Annotated in this window: 5 protein-coding genes; all 5 read right to left on the bottom strand. The window is 46.7% G+C overall.

Annotated elements, in window-relative coordinates:
- Positions 1-38: 38 nt before the first annotated feature.
- The 5 genes from NST16_RS14505 to NST16_RS14525 are packed head-to-tail and all read right to left on the bottom strand — an operon-like array spanning position 39 to position 22221.
- Entirely contained in the window at positions 39-1040 is a 1002-nt protein-coding gene (locus NST16_RS14505; protein WP_340887275.1) for a phosphotransferase enzyme family protein, read from the bottom strand.
- Positions 1033-7452 carry an HAD-IIIC family phosphatase gene (locus NST16_RS14510; RefSeq protein WP_340887276.1) on the bottom strand — a complete coding sequence of 2140 codons (6420 nt, stop codon included), beginning with the start codon at positions 7450-7452 and terminating at the stop codon, positions 1033-1035. Before NST16_RS14510 ends, NST16_RS14505 begins: the two co-directional genes overlap by 8 nt.
- A complete protein-coding gene (locus tag NST16_RS14515) occupies positions 7453-15015 on the bottom strand; it encodes a beta-ketoacyl synthase N-terminal-like domain-containing protein (RefSeq protein WP_340887278.1) in 7563 nt (2520 codons plus the stop codon).
- 17 nt (positions 15016-15032) lie between these two features.
- Complete coding sequence (locus NST16_RS14520; protein ID WP_340887279.1) at positions 15033-19556, bottom strand: type I polyketide synthase; 4524 nt, start codon at positions 19554-19556, stop codon at positions 15033-15035.
- A complete protein-coding gene (locus tag NST16_RS14525; protein WP_340887280.1) occupies positions 19549-22221 on the bottom strand; it encodes a non-ribosomal peptide synthetase in 2673 nt (890 codons plus the stop codon). The genes NST16_RS14520 and NST16_RS14525 overlap by 8 nt, the downstream gene beginning before the upstream one ends.

A 22221-nucleotide genomic window follows, 5' to 3' on the forward strand; every position in this document is an offset into this window, starting at 1 on the left:
TAGGAGCGCCGGTCCCGAACAGGGTCGGCGCATATTTCTTAAGTCAAAGCCGAAAAGTCAAATTCGGTTATCGGCGTTTGATTTTCGATATCGTTTCTGAATCCCTTTAGCATTTCTTTTTCTTCTTCTCCTATTGAATCAAGGTCAAACATTTGATGCAGCAATCCATAAATCAGCATATGGCGCAGGCGGAGAAAATCCGGGATTTTCTTGAGCCATACGGCATCAATTTCATTTTCCTCCCTGTAGCCTTTCATAAAATGCGTCATAAATTCTTCTGTAAAAGCAGTTTTATTTTCATATGGAATAACCGGATACCACAGCACATTGTAGAGAAGGATGCTTATATCATTGACAAACCAGTTATAGCCGATATCGTCAAAATCAAACGTAGTGATTTTCCCATGATCCCAATTAAAATTTCCATGGTGCAGATCAGCGTGAACCAAGCCGTAACTATCCCGACCCTTTGGCAACTGACGCAGCTCTTCCATTAAAGCATCTGCCTGCTGAAAAACCTTCGTCTGATCTTCAGGAACATACTTTCTGAGCTTTAGCTGTTCCTCTTCATCCCACTCCTGTCTTTTAAAAGCAGGATTGCTCAGCTTGTAGCTTTTTGTCAGACTGTGCATTTTCCCTGTATATCTGCCAAGCTCGAAAAATAGTTTTTCATTCCAGTCAGATTCGTCTACTTTATGCCCAGGCGCTTTCTCATATACTCTGAGTAAAAACGCTCCGCCATTTCCATCTGGCACTTCCTCAACATCTTTTCCATTTAGCGACGGAATCGGTTTGGCTACTGAGAGTCCTCCTTCAGCAAGGTGATGGAGCCACTCCATTTCTCCCATAATGTAATTAGGCGACCTGCGAATTGTGTGTGTAATCTTTAAAATATAAGATTCATTGTCTTTGGCAAACTCATACACATAGTTTTCCGCATCGGCTAAGAATTGCACCTGCTCTCTTGTAAATCCATATATAACGGCAGCTTCTGCCAGAACCTTTTCTTCATTGAATATTGCTTTAATATCTTTATGCATGCTGATTCTCCCTCTTCATATATTTAGATAATTCTCTTATCGTGTGTTTTTTTGCAAAATTCAAATCATTAACATACCAGCCCTTCTTTTCCATCTCTACTTCCATTTTGACAGCGAGAAGCGAATTTCCTCCTAAATCAAAGAAATCGTTGTCAATTCCTACATAATCCAAGTGGAGAATATCTTTCCAAATGTCCGCAAGTATTTTTTGCTGTTCTGTTTCCGGCCCGCTTTCTACTGCTCCGGCTCCTATATGTTCCTTCACTAATAGAGCTCGCAAATGCTCCGGCCGGTTTGTATCTAAGGCCACTAAATATGGAGAATGCAGGGATTGTTCAGCATGCAGCACTTCCCAATGAGCATTTGTGTTTTCAATGAAAGCTTGCGGCAATACATCACTTGCAGCTGTTTTCTCCGTTCCATCTGGCGCAGGCTGCCGAGAGGATGCCCATTCGATATGCCCGCTTCGATCCTCTACATCATACACAGAGATGTAATAAACCCGATCCGCTTCTTCTTTAAAACGATGCGCAGCCAAGAATTCAGAAAAGGCCCGGTTTCTACCTGAATCCTTAAACTCCAAGGATAGCGTCGCAAGCTGTTTTTCCCGTGCATATGAAGCCAGCCCTGACAGCACTTTATGTTCTATGCCTTTGCCTAATGCGCGGCAGCTGAGCAAAAATGTATCGATCTTTAATGAGTCTTCCATTAGGACTCCCATGATCGCACCAACAATGCCTTCATCACTAAATCTGTCCGCCGCTTCAACAATCCAGCCGATGTGTCCGTCCGTATCAAGCCGCTGGGCAAGCTTCTCCTCTCGGTAAACCGACGGATTCAAATTGAACTGATTGATTCTCGCACTCATTTGAGCAACACGCGGCAAATGCTCTTCTGTCATTTCAGTCAAAGCGACACGCAGCCCTAAGCCGGAGAGAAATTCTTCAAGTGAACGGGCCGTTTTGAGATCTATTTTTCTTTCTTGCGCGGCCAAGTACCGTTCCGTGCGTTTATGATCAGCTTCTGTCACTCTGAACCTGTCAAATGCCCAGATGTGTTTTAAAAACATTGGGATGGATTCCGTATCAGACGGCAGAAGCAAGGTTAGAACCTCAGGCAGGCGTTCGTTCATCTCAAGGCATTGAGCAGGATCATCATCTAAGAATATAAACCGATCCGCAGAGATGTTCAGCTCATCCGCCATTTCTTTAATATTTCTCGCTTTTTCATTCCAATTAACGCGAGATAGGACAAAGTCTTCCTTTTGCAAAATCATATCCGGATGACGTTCAAATACATCCCAGACGTCTTCTTCGTTGTTTCTGCTTGTCAGCACAAGAAGCAGACCCTCTTCTTGTTTTTTCTTTAAGAATCGCTGCAGCGCTTGATGAGCAGGAGTAACGGTGATCCCATCCGCCCCAGCTTCAGACACTGTACCGCTCCACAACGTGCCGTCACAATCGATGGCAGCCGCTTTAAATGGAGGTTTCAGCCATGCCGTAAGCTCGCGTGCCACCCGTGTACCCATCGCCGCATAAAACTCTTCAGTGAACGGTATTCGTGCCGCTCGTTCACTTTGCGGGTCAAAAATATCATCAAGCTGGTACGTTTGTTGGAGAGTGCGGAGATCAACCAGATGGATATCCTTTTCGTCAGCTAGCTGCGATACCCAATTTTGCTGTGCCTGCATGATGATGTCCCAGAGCCGCCCTTCTCCCATGTTTTCCAGTGGCAGCAATCCGATGAAATAAGGCACTTCCTTTTTCTTTCGCTTGATGATGGCAAGCAGTTCGTCTGAATTATATTGAAGGTGAGAAATTCTTTCTTCCAAAGAGAGCCCAGCATCTCCCGCCATGTCCTCAAGACGGATCAGGAGCAGATTAGCACCGTTTTTTTGGCGTGACAGCAGGCTTTCTTCATTAAGTAATTCTTGAAACACCTGCCCGTAAGGAGACAGCTTTACGTCAAAATGAATATCAAACTGTTCACCCCACCATTTTAGATAAGGCACAATCGGATCAGCTGTGAAATTGGAACAAACAGCTAATGGACACTCAATTGTTCGGTTTGCTTCTCTCTCCCTTTTTCGCTTTGCCTCTTCCTGTTCTTTTTGGCTGAGCACCGGAATGTCCTTTATGATTTTTTCGGGATCTTCTGCAGCTCTTTCGGCTAGAGAGATAAAATGAGAAACAAACGCCTGCATAGATTCATGAGTGAAAAGAGAACGGTTGTATTGAAGCACACATTTAAGCTCTCCCGTCACTTCTTTCACAACATCCATTTTCATATCAAGCTTTGAAATGCCCTTTGCAAATTCATATGTTTCAAATGTCAGTCCATCAGCCTCTATTTTTATATTCGGGTCATACTCATTGTGATAAATCAGCATGGTGTCAAAGAAAGGATTATGATTCGGCTTAATCACCGGCTGGAGTGCTTCCGCCATTTGATCATATGGATAATCCTGATGGTCATATGCTTCAAGCAATGTTTTCTTCGTGTATTGAAGGTTATCAGCAAACGATTCTTCTGGATTTAAATGAACTTTAATCGGAAGGAAGTTCGTAAACATACCGATTGTATGCTCAATATCCGCATGACGCCGGCCTGCCACCAATGAGCCGATCATCAGCTCCTGCTGGTCTGTATAGCGGGACAGGAGCATGGCATAAAGCTGGAACAGCATGACGTTGTTCGTCAGCTGCTGCGCCTCTCCGATTTTCTCAAGCTTTTCTAAAACGTGCGGAGGAATTGTAAACTTGATTGCCCTGCCTAAAAAGCTTTGTTCTTTACGCTCGTAATCAAGCGGCATATCCAGCACAGGCACTTCGCCCTCAAGCTGTTTCAGCCAATACTCTTTTTGGCGTTTAAACATTTCGCTTTTGAAAAATGACTGCTGCCACTCCGCGTAATCCTTGTACTGGACCATGCTACCGGGAAGCTGTTCTCCTCTGTATAATTGGGTAAATTCTTTGATAAAAATATTCATCGAGGCGCCGTCTGCCACAATATTATGCATATCAACCAGCAGCGCGTGCTTTTCTTCCTCAATTTTAACGAATTTTACCCGAATTAATGGGGAGACCTTAAGATCAAACGGCCGGATAAATGAACGGATTTCGTCATCAAGCTCGTCCATGTTCGCCTGTGTTTGTTCAATCGAAAAATCAAATTGCTGATGGATTCTTTGAACAGGCTCTCCATCCTTTATTTCAAACGTCGTACGAAGTGTTTCATGTCTTTCTATCAGTCGTTTAAACGTATCCTCGAAACGGGCGGCATCAATTTTCCCAAGGCATAAAAGAGCCATCGGCATGTTATACGTGGTAACCTGCCCGATTCTTTGATGAATTAAATACGTTCTCCGCTGTGCCGCTGACAGCCTGTAGACATCTTTTTTCTCCGCAGGCTGAATAGCTGTATATTGATTTCGGTCAGAGCGCTCGATAAGCGCGGCAAGCGTACGGATTGTCGGATGCTGAAACACGTCGCTTAACGTAAGGTCCGCCCCAAATTCCTTGTGTATGCGGGAAATGAGACCGGTGGCATTTAATGAATGCCCGCCTGTTTCAAAAAAGTGAGCATCCAAGGTGACACGTTGGACTCCAAGTATGTCCTTCCACATGACGGCCAAAGCCGCTTCTGTCTCAGTAAATGGAACATCAGATCCAGTATCATCAGTCTGTCCGTCATTTGTTTGCTCTGGCACCAAAAGCTGAAAGTCTTCCGCTGAGCGTGCTCCCGGCTGTTCTTTTACCCGATCAATCCAGTAGCGCTCTCTTTCAAAAGGATACGTCGGAAGCGGAATAAGGCGGCATTGTTCCTGATCATAAAAAGCTTTCCAATCGATTGGAACCCCGTGCAGCCACACATCTCCCAGCCTGCTCAGCAAATAACGGTAATCGGTGGCTGACTCCTTCGGATGCCTCAACAGCTGGATTGCGATTTGCGACTGATCCTCCGCCTGATACAGCTTGCTGACAAACGAACGTAAAGCATTTCCTGGACCGACCTCTATAAAAATCGGATTCAATTCTTCTTTTAAACGTTTTGCGCAGTCCATAAATCTGACGGTCCCCCGCAAATGATGAGCCCAATATGTCGGGTCTCCGGCTTCTTCGTCTGTGATCCAGTCCCCTGTTACATTTGAGACAAACGGAATCTTTTGATTTTTAAATTGATAGGCTGAGAGTTTATGTTTCATGTCCTCTAAAACCGATTCCATCATATGTGAATGGAAAGCATGAGATGTATGGAGCTTTCTGCAGCTGTGCCCCTCGGCGCTCAACTTCCTTTCCAATGCCTCAATCGCGTCTGATTCCCCTGATACAACACATGAATCCGGTGCATTCACAGCAGCGATTGAAACCGTTCCGTCTGTATACCGTTTGATCTCAGCTTCGCTTATAGAAACGCTGAGCATGGAACCGGACGGCAGTTTTTGCAGTGCAGCTCCTCGAAAACTCACGATTTCAAGAGCATCTTCCAAAGAGAGCACACCTGAAATTGCTGCAGCTGTATACTCCCCAATACTGTGTCCTGCCATTGCTTTTGGCTTAATTCCCCAGTGGATCAGCATTTTTGCAAGTGAATATTCGATACAGAATAGAAGAGGCTGCGTATATTCAGTTTGATTAATCAATCCTGCATCATGCTGATTATCATTTGAGAAAAGCACCGTGCGCGGATCTGTATCCATGTGACTTTTTAATATGTCAAAACAGTCATCGAGCTCTGCCCTGAAAACCGGTACGGTATCGTAGAGCCCTTTAGCCATATCAACATACTGCGCTCCCTGTCCTGGGAAAAGAAAGACGACAGGCCGGCTTGCAGTTTGGGAGCTTCCGGTTTTAACAGACTCATGGCGGTTTTCATGAATAGCTTGAAGAAGCTCAGACACATCCGAGGCCACAATAGCTCTTTTATAAGGGAACGAATGTCTCCCCGTTTTAAGCGTGTATGCTGCATCAGCCAGATTGACCTGCTGATTTTTCATAAAATAGTCTGATAGCCGATCTGTCATGTTATCTAACGCTGCCGGCGTTTTGGCTGACAGCACGAAGAGTTCCGCATCATGTCTTTGACCTGTCCCGTGCTCTGCCGGCGCTTCTTCCAATATAACATGGGCGTTTGTTCCCCCTATGCCGAATGAGCTAACACCCGCCCTGCGCGGGAATGCATTTTCTTCCCAAGGGGTGAGTTCCGTATTGACGACAAATGGTGATTGTGCAAAATCGATTTTGGCGTTTGGTTTTTCAAAATTCAGAGTCGGCGGGATCACCTTATGCTTTAAGCTGAGTACAGCCTTCATAAATCCAGCCACACCTGACGCATCATTTAAATGACCGATGTTGGACTTGACAGACCCTATTCTGCAGTAACCGCGGCGGTCTGTTTGATAGGCTTGCTTTAAAGCCTCAATCTCTATGGGATCACCAAGTGTCGTGCCCGTGCCGTGAGCCTCAACATACGTAATGGTTTCAGGATCAACCTCGGCTATGTGCAAGGCTGTTTTGATGGCTGTTACCTGACCTTTTGTGCTTGGCGCCGTATATCCCACCTTACGGCTGCCGTCATTATTGACCGCCGTTCCTTTTATCACAGCGTAAATATGGTCTCCGTCTGCTTCCGCATCCTCAAGCGTTTTTAAAATTACAGCTCCGGCCCCATCTCCAAAAACTGTACCTGCCGCCTCATTGTCAAAGACGCGGCAATGTCCGTCTGGAGAATGAATCATGCCTTCTTGATAGAGATATCCAGATTTTTGCGGAAGGCGAATGGAGACACCACCTGCGACCGCCATATGGCAGTCACCATTTAATAAAGCCTGAACGGCAAGGTGAATAGAGACCATCGAGGTCGAGCAAGCGGTTTGCACCATCATGCTCGGCCCTTTTAGATTGAGCTTATAGGAAATAAGTGTCGCCATGTAATCCCTCATATTCAAAACAGCTGTTTCAAGCGTCTTCGAGTCTTCTCCCGATTTAGCACCCTGAAGAGCCCTCAGAACCCATTCTGCATTGAGGCCGGCTCCGGTATAAAGACCGATCTGTCCTTTATAAGTGAAAGGATCATAACCGGCATCTTCCAACGCAGTCCACACGCATTCATGAAAGATGCGAAACTGCGGATCCATCATGGCCGCTTCCTTCGGCGTATAGTCAAAGAAGCCGGCGTCAAACAAGTCTACGTCCTCCACAATTCCTTTTGCTTTTACAAATCGCGAATCATTCAGCAGCTCTTCATCGACGCCCTCTTCTTTCAGTTCCTCATCAGTGAAAAAAGAAATTGTCTCTTTCGCATTTATCAAATTGCTCCAAAACTCCTGCATGTTTTTCGCTCCCGGAAATCGTCCTGCCATTCCGATAACAGCAATTTCAGCTCCGTGATTCGAATTGTTAGAATTACTCATCTATTCGCCGCCTCTCAATCTTTTATCTCGCTGATTGCGCATCCGCGTTTTTCTCCGTCCGCTGGATACAGCCGCCAATTCCTCTTTCTCCTCATCACTTTCTTCTTGATCAGGACTAATAAATTGCGCTAAAGCAGCCACAGATGGGTATGTGAATAAAGTCACCACCGCCTCATTTGTTCCCAGTTCTTTATTTAGACGGTTTGTCACTTGTACAATATCTAAAGAGCTGGCCCCAAGATCAAAAAAGTTATCATGTATGCCGACCTGCTCCAAACCCATAAAATCCTGCCAGATGCCGCAAATGATCTGTTCTGTTTTGTTGCGCGGGGCGACATATGGATTATTCAATTCAGGTCTGGTGTTTACGGCGGCTGCCTTTTTCTTCTCACCCGCTCTGCTTTCTGTATTCATGGATACCCATTGCCTGATTCTGTGATCCAAATCACCTGTTGAGACCAATAAATGGCGATTACGGACATCAGACAGCACATATTGAAAAAGCTCGCCCCCTTCTTCGGGCAAAATCGCAAGATCAGCAATTGATTCTCCAATTGTAGATTCAAGCTGTCCCCAAAAGTTCCAGGCATCCCAATTGACGCATATCCAAGGAGTCTCGCTGCGCTGATTCATCTTCACGGAAAAGGCATCCATATAAATATTCGCTGCGGAGTAAGCGGAAAAACCGAGACCGCCGAGTAAAGCACTGATCGATGAAAACAAGAAGCAGAAATCTATTTTTTCGTTTTTCAATAACGATTCAAGCACTTCCAGGCCTCTTACTTTAGACTTGAATTGATCTTCTCCGCCTTCAATTGCTGCAGGTATATCCTTAATGGCCCGGAATGATGAACTGCCCGGGAGACCAGCGGCGTGAAAGACGCCGTTCAGCTGCCCGAATTCAGCATGGATTTCTCTCATAACAGACTGCATATCTAACAGGCTTCCTGCATCCGCCTGAAAGGCTGTCACCTTTGCGCCCAGCCGTTCCAATTCTTTTATTTTTCCGATTTTCACCGCTATCGGATCATCTTCCTGATGTTCTTTGCACCAGCTTTCCCACTGGCTTCGCGGCGGAAGTTCGCTTCTTCCTGTCAGAACCAGACGGACATTCCCTTCTTGCGCAAGCATCTTAGATAAAACAAAACCGATTCCGCCAAGTCCTCCAGTGATAAGATATACGCCACTCGGGCGGATCATCTCTGGCAAGCCGGATGTTTTATTTAACTGAATAGGCTGATACGTCTGCACCCATCTGCGGCGGCTTCGATATGCGATAATCTGATCTAGATCCGGGGCTTCGGCTTCCTCCATGATCTGGTCAATCAGCTCCTCTTCTTTCCATGTCAAAATGTCCGGTAAAGGAGGGATATCGATGTTCCAGCACTTCATATGGTTGTATTCTTGCGGTATAACTTTCACCGGCCCTAAAATCGGGGACTTTTCTGCATCGATTTGTTCTTCTCCCGTCACCTCATGAATGCCGCTTGTCAGCACAAACATGTCACATTGATTCATTTGTTTTTGATTGGCTGCTGCCTGTGCAGTAAAAATCAAACTGTAATAGCCGCTTTCACTGTAAACACTGAATGATTGCTGAGCTTCTCCTTGTTCAGAAACGCTCCATAGATGCATTATGCGGTTTGGAAGAAGTCCGTCTGAAGCAAGTGACGAAAACAAACGCTCATAATGCGTGCTGTCGGCCGGATTAATGACATATAATCTGCTGTTCACCTTTTCAAATTGCCGGCCCCTTGTAACAACTGCCGCTTCATGCTCATGACGGCGTATCGTTTGCACCAGCCGGTCTCCAAAGGCTGTTCCTTCATGAAAGACAAGCGTTTTCCCGCTTTCAGCTGGCTGCTCTTGCTTTCGACTGTTTACGGACTGAATCTTTCTTTCCCATGATGGAAGGTAGAACCATTGATCCATCGTCTTCTTTCGATTTGGCTCATCAGCTGCGGCGAAAGCAGCCGTATTATCAGCCGCATCTATCCAATAGCGTTTTTTCTCAAAAGGATAAGGCGGCAGTGATATGAGACGCTTAGACTTATCACCGCAATACTGGTTCCAGTCAATCTCATATCCGCATACCCAAATCCGGCCTAATTTCTTCAAGAAATAAGCATGGTCATTAGCCGTTTCTTGAGCATGCCGGACTGTATGAACGATGTCATGCCGGCTTGTTCGCTTCTTATGCCTTTTGGCAAATGTACTGAGTGTGCTGCCGGGACCGACTTCGATCAACAGCACGTTTTCATCACTTAGAATTTGCTCTAATCCTTCTTGGAAACGCACTGTGCCTCTCAAGTGCTGAGACCAATAAGTCGGATCTGCTGCTTGTTCCGGCAGTATCCATGTTCCTGTTACGTTGGAGACAAAAGGAATACTTGGGGGATGAATATCCATTTGCTTTACAAGCGCTTCAAATTCCGCAAGAATCGGCTCCATCATATAGGAATGAAAAGCATGAGAAGTATGCAGCTGCCGCCCGGCAATGCCCTTCTCTTCAAGGAGAACCGCTAACGCCTCAATCTCCTCACTTTTTCCGGATACTACGCATAAATCATGAGCATTGACAGCCGCAAGCGATAGACCGTTGGCAAGCAGCGGCTGCAGCTCATCCTCGGATAGCTGGACACTCATCATCGCCCCGGACTCCAATTTCTGCATCAATCGTCCCCGCTCCATGACCAGCATTAAGGCTGTGTCTAACGAAAACACGCCTGACAGGCACGCTGCGGTATACTCGCCAATACTGTGCCCGATCATATAATCCGGTGAAATGCCTGCGCTTTGCAGCAGCTTTGCGAGCGCGTATTCAAAGATAAACAGCAACGGCTGCACAACAGCAGTATCCGTCAGTCGCACCCCGTCTTTTGAATCTGGAAAGACGGTCGCCTTCAAATCCATCTGATGTGTTTTTTCAGCCAAGGCAAAGCAGCGGTTTGCTTCTTTCTGAAACACTGGTTCTGCTTCATATAAATCTTTCATCATATCAATATACTGAGAGCCTTGGCCTGAAAACATAAAGGCAGCCGGGCGCCCGCTGTTTCTTTGAAAGCCTGTGAGTTCTGCGCCGCTATCCCATTCCGCTGATTTTGACAGCACGACAGATTTCCTGTATGGAAATTGTTTTCTGCCGGTTTGTAAGGTATATGCCACATCCTCTAACGGAACGTCCGGATGCGTCTGGAGAAATTCCTTCAAACGATGGGTCATCCGGTCTAAAGCTGTGTCAGTTTTAGCTGACAAAACAAGCAGATGTCTTTGTCTTTCAGAAGAAGCTTCTTTGCCTGACAGCGGCTCTTCTTCCAGTACGACATGTGCGTTTGTCCCGCCGATTCCGAAGGAGCTGACACCAGCCCGCCTAGGATAACTGGATTCCTTCCAGTATTTTGCCTCAGTATTGACATAAAACGGCGTCCGGTCAAATTGAATATGCGGATTAGGCGATTTATAGTTCAAACTTGGCAGAATTGTTTTATGTTTTAGCGATAAGACGGCCTTAAAGAGGCCGGCAATACCTGCAGCACTGTTTAAATGCCCGACATTGCTTTTAACTGACCCGATTGGAACTGTCATCGTTTTATCACTTTTAAAGACCTGGCTCAGCGCTTCTATTTCGATTGGGTCGCCCATTTTTGTACCGGTTCCGTGAGCTTCGATATACCCCACTGTTTCCGGATCGACACCGGCATTCTCGTACGCATTCTTTAATACTTCTGCCTGACCTTCTACACTCGGAGCGGTAAAACCGACTTTTCGGCTTCCATCATTATTCATCCCTACCCCTTTTATGACCGCGTGAATGGTATGCCCCTCTTTAACAGCGTCCTCATACCTTTTTAAAACAATGATTCCGGCACCATCACCAAAGACTGTACCGCCTGCATCATGATCAAAAGGTCGGCAATGCCCGTCCGGTGACTGAATCATACCGTCCTGATACACATACCCTGATCGCAAAGGCGTGCTGACGGTTACGCCTCCCGCAAGCGCCGCGTCACATGCCCCGCTTTGCAGCGCCTGACATGCCGCTCCGATATTCACTAAAGAAGTGGAGCAGGCTGTCTGCATCGTGATGCTTGGTCCGTGCAGGTTTAATTTATAAGCAAGCTGGGTACTGAAGAATTCTCTGTCATTTAACAGCATGGAACTGAACTGCTCGGCCCCATCCAGCTTCCCTGCAAAACGGGTAATCCATTCAAGATTCGGACTCGTCCCGGCATACACGCCAATTTTACCTGTTGTTCGTTCCGGATCGCAGCCCGCATCCTCTAACGCTTCCCATGCACATTCATGCAAAAGCCTGAATTGCGGGTCCATCAGTTCTGCTTCTCTTGAGGAATATTGGAAAAAGTCAGCATCAAACATATCGGAATCCTCGATGATACCCTTCGCTTTTACATAACCGGGATGCTGCAAGAGCTGATCATCAACGCCTGACGCTTTTAATTCTTCAACCGTAAAGAAACTGACAGATTCTTTGGCGTTTACGAGATTATTCCAAAACTCATCCAAATTGCCGGCTCCCGGAAAACGTCCTGCCATGCCGATGATCGCAATATCAGATCCCCGGCCGTTCGGAAGGCTTTGCGGCACCTTTTGATGCTGCGTCTTTTGCGGCTGCCCGGTCATCGTTTGAACCTGTTGATGAAGATGCTTCGCCAAGCTGCGAACTGTGGCAAATTGATAAAGCATAACCGGATCTACTTTCCATTTCAGGTAATCCGTGAATTTTGCCGCCAATTGAGAGATATCAAGTGACGTAGCCCCTAGCTCAAAAAACGGCATCTCATCGTCCAGTTCATGGTATCCAAAATGCTTTATGACAATTTCACTGATTGCCTTTTCAACAGCTGATAACGTCAAGACCGATAATTCGGGATGCAGATCCGCCTGTTGCTGAGGCGCACCTTCCTCCCTATCCTGTGCTAAGCTGTCAGGCAGCGGGAAATGCTGCTTTGTAAAAGGGTAAGTCGGCAGTGCTAATCTTTTATTATACTGAGGTTCATGCAGGGCGCTGAAATCAATCTCGGCGCCAAGACTCCACAACGCTCCGTATATATGTAACTTTAAAACGTCTGTGTATCCTCGCGTGCCAAGTTCACCCGTCAAGCCAACTGATCGGCGCTCTGTAAATACTGATGCACCCTGAGTCAAACGTAGATCTATGCAAACAGCAGGTTCCTCCCGCAAGCAAGACGAGATGTGTTCAAAGAATCGAATCGGCTTGCAAATTTGGCCGGCCCAATAGCTGGCATCTGCTGCTTCGTCATTTGTAAGAACTTTTCCAGTGACGGATGAAACGACTGGAATGTCTGGTGATCTTATTTCCATCGTACCAAGGAAGCGCATGAATTCTTCCGCTGCGTCAGCCAGCAGATCCGATTGATACGCGGTATTTCCATCAAATAACTCAGCAGCTATTCCTTCTTGTTCAAGCCGTGCCTTCAGCTGATACACGTCCTCTGGCAAACCGGAGACAGCACAATACCGCTCATCAATCAGTGCAAGAGATAATGATTTTTCTAAGTATTGAATGATATCCGATTCTGATAGACTGACACCGAGCATTTTTCCTGCTGGGGACACGCTGATTAACTCTCCACGTTTATATGCAGCAATGGCACCTTCTTCAAAGGAAAACATCCCTGCCGCACAGGCCGCCGTAAACTCTCCGAATCCCCGCCCGATAAAGCGTTCTGGCGTAATGCCGATGTGCTGTAAAAAACGGGCTGCGGCGAATTCCATGATGAACGACAACGCATGGACCAATCCCAGCTCTTTCTCTTCTCGGTATGTTTTTGGGGCAGAAATGCACGCTTTTAAGAAGCTGAGGACATCCTGCTGAAAAATGTTTTGCACCTGTTCAAGACAAGCATCAACTTCTTTTTTGAACAGGTTCTCTGTGCAGTACAGGTGCGCATATCGGCCAAAGCCCTCTTGAACGTCTCCCGCAAATACAAACATGGTACTGCTTGGAACAGCTGTCGATTCGCTGATTCGTTTCTCACACCGATGATCAGAAAGCTGATCAAGCAAATCCTTTTGATGTGAAGCAACAAATGAGATTCTGTACTGAAATTGTTTTCTGCCAAGCTGTAATGTACGAGCTATGGCTGGCAACGGCGCTTCGGGATTCCGGCGAAGAAAATCAGCCATTTGATCCATAGAGCGGTCAAGCTCTTGCCTTGTTCTCGCAGAAAGAACAACAAGCTCAGGACTGCCGGCTGGCATTTCATCAGTAAGAAATGGAGGCTCTTCAAGGACAACGTGCGCATTAGCCCCGCCGATTCCAAAGGCGCTCACTCCGGCTCTTCTCGGTCCTTGCAGAGATTCCCACTCGGTCAGTTCTGTATTGACGAAAAACGGCGTGTTCTCAAACTTGATGCGCGGGTTCGATTTTTGATAGTGAAAAGCGGGCGGTAACTTTTTATAATGAAGCATCATAACGGTTTTGATAAATCCTGCTATCCCAGATGCGGCGTCCAGATGCCCGATGTTCGCTTTAACAGAACCAATGCGGCAATATGCTTTTTTATCTGTATTGAAAGCACGGATAAGCGCCTCTATTTCGATCGGATCTCCGACTGGCGTTCCTGTCCCGTGGGCCTCAACATAACCAATGGTTTCCGGGTCCGTTTCCGCCATTTCCATAGCTGTGGCAATGACATTTGCCTGGCCTTCCATACTTGGAGCCGTATACCCGGCTTTATTATTTCCATCATTATTAATTGCAGAGCCCTTGATAACCGCATAAATCACATCGCCGTCAGCTTGGGCATCTTTCAATCGCTTTAATACAACCACTCCGGCTCCTTCACCAAAAATGGTTCCGTTCGCCTTTTCATCAAATGGTCGGCAATGACCGTCTGATGAATAGATCATTCCTTCCTGATAAAGGTACCCAGATATATGCGGCAGGCTCAGGGTCACACCTCCAGCTAATGCAAGGTCACATTCTCCTCCAATCAAGCCCTGGCATGCCATATGAATCGCGACAAGAGAAGTCGAGCAAGCGGTTTGAACGGATACACTCGGACCTTTCAAATTAAGTTTATAAGCGATTCGTGACGCGAACGACGAATCATTTAAGTGCATGATTTGAAAAGCGTCTTCATTCTTATGAAGAGAAGACATATGTCGGCCCATCCAGGACAAATTGCTGGAAGCACCAGCATACAGCCCGATCAGCCCGTTAAATCGTTCAGCATCACAGCCCGCATGCTCCAGCGCTTCCCAGGTACATTCATGCATGAGTCTGATTTGAGGATCCATCAAAGCAGCTTCTCTGGGTGAGTAGCCGAAAAACTCTGCATCAAAGTCAGAAACTTGATCAATGATCGGCTTTGCTTTTACATACTCCTCTTGATGAAGCAGCGACTCATCCACTCCGGCTTCTTTTAATTCTTCATCGGTAAATTGAGTGACCGATTCTATTCCTTTTAAAATGTTGCTCCAATACTCATCAATATTTGCCGCGCCTGGAAACTTGCCTGCCATACCGACTACCGCTATTTCCAGTCCTGTTTCTGTCCATTGTTTATCGTCAGCCATGGAAATCAGCCTCCCATCTATTTTCGTCTCATTCGCTGTTTTCGCCGGTTTTTCCCTTCATTTATGACTTTTTGGCGATCTGGCTCTATTCCTTTTTTGTGCAATTCATCACCGCTTTGCTGAGATTTGACGGCTTGGGTTAGCGCTGCAACCGTCGGGTGGCTGTACATCATCACAACCGGGATATCTACGCCAAGTTCAGCTTTGATCCTGCCGCTTACTTGAAGAAGATCAAGTGAAGAAGCCCCTAATTCAAAGAAATTTATATTTAAATCAGTCTCGGAATGAAAATAATCTTTGAAGATATCCATCAGCCTTTCTTCAAGAGTGTCCAAGCGCTCTTTCGCCAGTACAGGCTCTGCGTTTTGTCCATCCTTTTTCACATAGCTGTCTTCTATTCGTTTGTGTACGTCCTGCAGTGAAATCAGCACTTGCGGATAGTTCAGCTGCAAAGCTTTCCTAAATGCATTTGCGCCTAGAGCCGGCAGGATTCCTTTGTTTTGCTCATATGTGTTCACTATTTTCGAAAGGATGGCTGCCGTTTCCGATTCATGCGACATCCCTACTTGTTCCCAGCGGTCCCAGTTGACCGCTATCATGTTTTCGCCTTCTTTTCTGCATGCATGTGCAAAACTGTCCAAAAATGCATTTGCTGCTGCATAGCCGACCTGGCCTCCTGCTCCTAAAAACGAAACCAAAGAGGAACAAAGCAGAAAGAAGTCCGGATGTTTGTCTCTAAATGCTTTTCTTAACAGAGCAGTTCCTGCGATTTTGGCTTTTGCCATATGCCACTCATCGTCTGGTGTCCTTGCTTGAATCACTTTACCATCGGGAACGCCCGCTGCATGAATAACACCATGAATGTCTTGCCCGAACCGGTATTCTGCCTTTTGCAAAGCGTTTTGAAGCTCTGCCTCGTCTGAAACGTCCGCCTGCAATACCAGCACCTCAGATCCCAGCTTCTCAAGCTCAGCCACTGCTTTGAGTTTTCTGGATTCAGCCGTGCCGTTTTCGGCTTCTTCCATATCTTGCAGGCTTGTTCGGCTTAGTAGCACCAGTTTTGCTTGAACCTTTTCGGCTAAATATGATGCAAGCGATAATCCGATCCCGCCGAGGCCTCCTGTAATGAAATAAACACCTTTGTACCTGAGAGTGTCCGTCATATCCATCTCATCTTGTTTGACCGCCTGCTTCGCCCGCCGAATCCACCTGCTGTTTCCTCGATAAGCCACCACTGGCTGATCATCTTCTTTAGTCAGTTCATAAGAAATGATTTCAGCCCAGCCTGATTGACCGTGCCGCGGATTCGGACAAAGATCGACGGTTTTGCAGCTGATTTGCTTATACTCTTGAGGAATGGTCAGACAGACTCCTGTGAGTGCGGCCTGGTGGGGCTGAAGCTCTTCCATTCCCGTCACATCATGCGCCTGATTTGTCACAGCGGTGATGTTCATTCTTTTATTACTCTCTGCCAGCAACCGGACAAGATCAAGAAGAGGAAGATAACCGGCTAATGTGTGTTCCGCGATGTCCGCATCACAGTGATCAGAATCCTGCATCCACATGCAGAGGATTTCATCAGGGACAAATCCCCTTATTTTCAGCTCATCCAGAAGTTTTTGCAGATGAGAGGTTTCACGATGATTTACTGTAAACGTGTTTCTGTCTATTTCTGCAAAGCGATCACCCGGCAGGACAGACACTGCTTCCGCTTGCTGTTTTAAGAGATATTGGCTGACATTACTGTTTTGTTCAAAAATGAGTATCTGCTTTCCTTTGTGGGTTCTTGACTTGATAGCCGGTTCTGTTCTTTCCCAGATTGGGATGGAAAACCATTTATCAAAAGGAAGCTGCTGTTCATCCGATGTAGCACTTAGTTTTAATTCTTTTTTGATCTTTTCCTCCATACTGCCTTGAGACGGTTGCGGATCGGGAAATATTTGATGCTCAAAAGGATACGTCGGAAGCGGTACTCTTTCGTATGAGTCATCTTGGCGAAAATGCTCCCAGCTGAAGCTTGTACCATGCGCCCAAATCTTACCGATGCTATTTAACAGATATGTCCGGTCAGACGATGCTTCCTTCGGATGCCTGATGATGTTTACAGCGGCATGCCGATCAGTGAAGCTCTTATGCTTTCTTACAAATTGCGTTAATGTATTCCCCGGTCCGATTTCGACAAATACAACGTTGTCCATTTGCAGCAGTGTATTCAGCCCTGAATCAAAGTCAACCTTTTTCATAATATGAGAGGCCCAATAATGCGGATCTGCCGCCTGCTCCCCTTTTATCCAATCACCTGTCACATTCGAAATAAAGGGGATGCCGTTTGCTTGTAATTCCATATCTTGAAGACAATCAACAAAACGGGATGCCGCCGGCTCCATCATGCTTGAATGGAACGCATGAGACGTTTTTAAATGCTGAATCGCCACTCCTTTTTTCTGCAGGCTGGCGGCAAGGGCATTAATCGGCTCTCTTCGCCCCGATACAACCGATAAACCCGAGCTGTTTGAAGCCGACAGCTCAACTCCCGCCGTCAATTCCATCTCTGTCTCTCTGCAAGGCAGGGCGACACTTAGCATTTCTCCCTCGGGCATATCCTGCATCAGCCGGCCTCTCACCGCCACCATATGGAGGGCGTCTTCTAATGAACAAACGCCGGACAGGCAGGCTGCCGCTATTTCCCCTATACTGTGGCCGATCATGTACTGCGGCTTAAGCCCCTTTTTGATTAAGAGGGACGCCAGCGCATATTCAAAAGAAAACAGAATCGGCTGCGTATACGATGTTTGATGGATAAGCCTTTCAGCTTCTGCGCTTTCTGCTTCATCAGCTGGAAACATCACGCTGCTTATATTGATTCCTTCCTCTGATTGGAGAATGGTAAAACAGCGTTGCAACTCCTCATAAAATATATGCTCCGTATCAAACAGCTGTTTCCCCATATTGACATATTGGGAGCCTTGTCCGGAAAACATAAAAACGACAGCCGGCTTCTCCAGCGCCAGAGAAGGCTTTGACATTCCGCTTGTTATCCCTAAAGGACCTGCCGTAAAAGCCTGGCGGTACTGAAAATGCTGGCGGCCCTCCTGCAGTGTGTATGAAATGTCCTGAAGGGGCACCTCTTTGTTCTCTTTTATAAATTGCTTCACCTGATCGACAGCCTTCACCGCGGCTTTTTGAGATCGGGCAGATACAAGCATGAGTGACTCTTCCTGATCTTTATAACATCGTTCCTTTAGCGGCGGCTCCTCCATAACGACATGAACATTCGTGCCGCCGATACCGAAGGAACTGACCCCCGCCCGGAGTACCTGGGCAGATGTTGTCCATTTTTTTGCTGATGCGCTGACATAAAAAGGGCTGTTTTCAAAATCAATTTTCGGATTTGGCTTTTGATAATGAAGGCTTGGCGGCAGGGTTCTCGCTTTGAGACTAAGCGCCGTTTTAATCAACCCCGCAATTCCAGCGGCTGAATCCAAGTGACCGATATTTGTTTTAACTGACCCTATTGCGCAGTACTGTTTTTTATCGGTTTGAAACGCTTGTTTGAGCGCCTCTATTTCAACAGGGTCCCCAAGAGAGGTGCCCGTGCCGTGTGCTTCGATATAAGAAATGCTTTCAGGCTCTACTCGGCTGATATTCAGCGCTTTTTTAATGACATCCGCCTGCCCTTCGATACTCGGGGCGGTAAAGCCAACTTTCCGGCTGCCGTCATTATTATAGGCTGATCCTTTAATGACAGCGTAAATATGATCTTGATCCTTCAGCGCCTGCTTTAAGGTTTTCAACACGACGACACCGCAGCCTTCACCGCCGACCGTCCCTTTTGCTTCTGCGTCAAAGGTACGGCAGTGGCCGTCCGGCGACATAATCATCCCTTCTTGATACATATAGCCTTTTTTGTGGGGACAAGTCACCGTCACTCCGCCGGCGAGCGCCATTTTACAGTCGCCAGTAAGCAAAGCCCTGGATGCGAGATGCACAGCGGTGAGAGAGGAAGAACAGGCTGTATCCACTGCGATGCTCGGTCCTTTTAAATTTAATTTGTAGGAAACTTGCGTATTCATAAAATCCTTATCCGTCAACTGGACTGCTGCAAACTGCTCAGAAGAACTGCTGCTTCTCAACAGCATTGAGCTTGCCTGCCAGTACAAATTTGCAGAAGCCGCGCCGAATAAGCCGATAGGCTGCGAATAGTTTTCCGGATTGTAGCCCGCGTTTTCAAGCGATTCCCATGCGACTTCATGAAACATTCGCACTTGCGGGTCCATCACCTCAGCCTCCCGCTGCGAGTAGCCGAAAAACGCCGCATCGAAATGGTCATGCCTGTCCACTTTTCCTTTGGCTCTGACGTAATCCTTATGGTCCAGTTGTTCTTCAGGAACACCAGCTTCCATCAGTTCTTCTTTTGAGAAAAACGTAATCGACTCCGTGCCTGTTTTGAGGTTCTCCCAAAACTCCTCAATATTTCTGGCACCTGGGAAACGGCACGCCATTCCAATAATAGCTATTTCTAAGCCTGTTGTTTTACTCATCAGAGTTCCCGCCTAACAGTTGTACGACATTTTCTAAATCTTCCGCTGCCTCTTCCGCCCCCTCAGCATCTGCTGCAGAATTCTCAGGCTCCACTTGCCGGCTGAGCTGGGCTGCTATTGCCGATACGGAAGTGTATTGGAACAGTTGAATAACTGATAACTCCTGCCCGAACTGCTCTTTCATTTTGTTCGATAGTTCAACGATATGAAATGAGTTTCCGCCGATATCAAAAAAGTTATCCTCCATGCTGATATCAGATTCAGGGATATTCAAAATCTCGGCAAAAATTGAAACTAATTTTTTCTCGGTTTCATTGTGCGGTTTTATGACTTTCTCGAGCGATTCAGGCTCTTCCGTTGGATCAGGGAGCGCCTGAAGATCGAGCTTTCCCGACAGGTTCATCGGAAATGATTCCACCCGAATGAACCGTCTCGGGATCATATAACCGGGCAGCTTTGATGCTAAAAACCCTCTCATTTTTCGAGTTTTCAGCTTTTGATCGGAAATCAGATACGCCACAAGAAACTGATCATTTGATTCCTTCCGAACTGGAATGACCACAGCATCATGAATGATTTGTCCGGACTCGCGGTAATCTAGCAGTGTCTGCCTAATCTCATCAAGTTCCACTCTGAATCCTCTGATTTTCACTTGATCATCGTATCTGCCGAAAAATTCGATCAATCCGTCAGAACGCCATCTCGCTAAGTCACCGGTACGATAAAGCTTGCTGGCAGGAATATATTGCGGTACTGTAAACTTTTTAGCCGTCAGCTCAGGCTGGTTGATATATCCTCTAGCCACCCCGTCGCCTGCAATGCATAATTCTCCGTACACGCCGATCGGCACAGGCTGGCCGCAGTGATCTAAAATAAAAATCTGCTCATTCGGCATCGGCCTGCCGATCGGCACAGCTGCTTCCTTCCAAGACTCGGGAATGATAAAAGCGGCTGACTGTACCGCGCATTCCGTCGGTCCGTAATTATTTGTCATCACTGGCTTGTCAGCTCGAAACGTTTGTAAAAATTGCTGAACCAATTGGGGCGGAAGGACTTCACCACCTGCCAATATTAACTTCAGCTCTTCAACGTGATGCGGCTCATTTTCATCAGCCGCTTTGATCATAAGGCGTAAATGGGATGGCGTTGCGTCTGAAATATGAATGTGATTCTCTTCATAAAATGACCACAGCCCTTTCCCATCCATCCTCGCATGATCCGGTGCAATATATAAGGTGTGCCCGAGAAGCAGCGCGGGAAACAGCGTTTGCACCGAAGCATCAAAAATATGTGACGCAAGCATTCCTATGCGGAGGTGCACTTGTGAAAGCGGCTGAAAATGAATGCCGTCCAGGCCAGACACCAAATTGACGACTTGACGGTGCTCAACCATCACGCCTTTCGGTTTGCCAGTTGTCCCGGATGTATACAGCACATAAGCGAGGTCTTCAGGAAACGGCTGACGCTCCTGCTCCGCTGCCTGATCGAATTTCAGCATCTCCTCTATAAACAATCTGTTTTGCCGGTCAGCAGAATTGGCAGTGTCTTCATTCGTGATCACTAAAAGCGAACCGCTGTTTTTCAGCATATATTCCATCCGCTCAGACGGAAGATTTACATCTAGAGGCAGATAGGGACAGCCAGCTTTCAAAATGCCCAATATGCCAATCACCATTTCAGCCGAGCGATCGACCATCAGCCCCACAGGCTCCTCATGGCGAACACCTTCTTTTATCAAAAAAGCCGCGATTCGGTCTGACAATTCATCTGCCTCACGGTATGTGAAGCTGACATCTTCATAAACAATCGCAGGCTGATCCGGCTTGCGATCGGCCTGTTCTTTGAAAAGGTCGACAATAGATTTATTTTTCGGATATGGCTGATCTGTTTGATTAAAAGCGGTGGTGATTTGCTCTCTCTCTTCTTGAGAAAGAAATTGCAGCTCAGAGATGAGTGTCTCTGGTGCTGACATTGCCTGCTCTGTCAGCGTGCAAAAATGTCCCGCTATCCGTTCAGCAGTTTCAAATGTGTAATGCTTCAAATTCCAGCTCACCTTACCAGTCAATATCCCTTCATCACGCTGGATGGAAATCAATAAATCGGTGTCCATCTCTTTCAATGACGCAGGCTGCTGAAGGCCAGCCACTGCAAGGGAAATCCCGAAGCGGGGCTCCCCCTTTTTATGCAAAGGATGAAGCTCATCCAACAGGATTTTCACAGGATAATTTTGATGGGCATGCGCTTGTTGAAAAGCCTGTTTCACCCGCTCAAGGCAGTCTCTGAAACTCATAGAAGGATCTGTTTTCACCAGCAGCGGAAGAAGATCATTGATTATCGGCTGCGTTTCCCGCTGCTTCAGTACAGGAGCCGCCGTTATGATATCCGTCCTTCCGGTGTACCGATGCAGCAGTGTGACCACTGTAGTCATAAAAATGATAAACAGACGCAAATCCGATGCTCCGGCTGCCTTTAAGATGGCCTTTTCCAGCTGAGGCGGAAATGTGAAAGTTAATGAAGCTTCTTCATCTTTTTGGTCAAGGTGCTGTGAATGATAAGGAAAACGGCAGTCCGTCGGGATATGAGATAATGCAGCCGTCCAATATTGCCGCTCCTTCACTTTTTCAAGAGCTGCAGTTTTCAATTGAAAGACATCGGTTTGATTCAT

Origin of the sequence: Bacillus sp. FSL K6-1005 (genome assembly GCF_038000225.1) — a bacterium.
Classification (GTDB): Bacteria; Bacillota; Bacilli; order Bacillales; family Bacillaceae; genus Bacillus; species Bacillus mojavensis.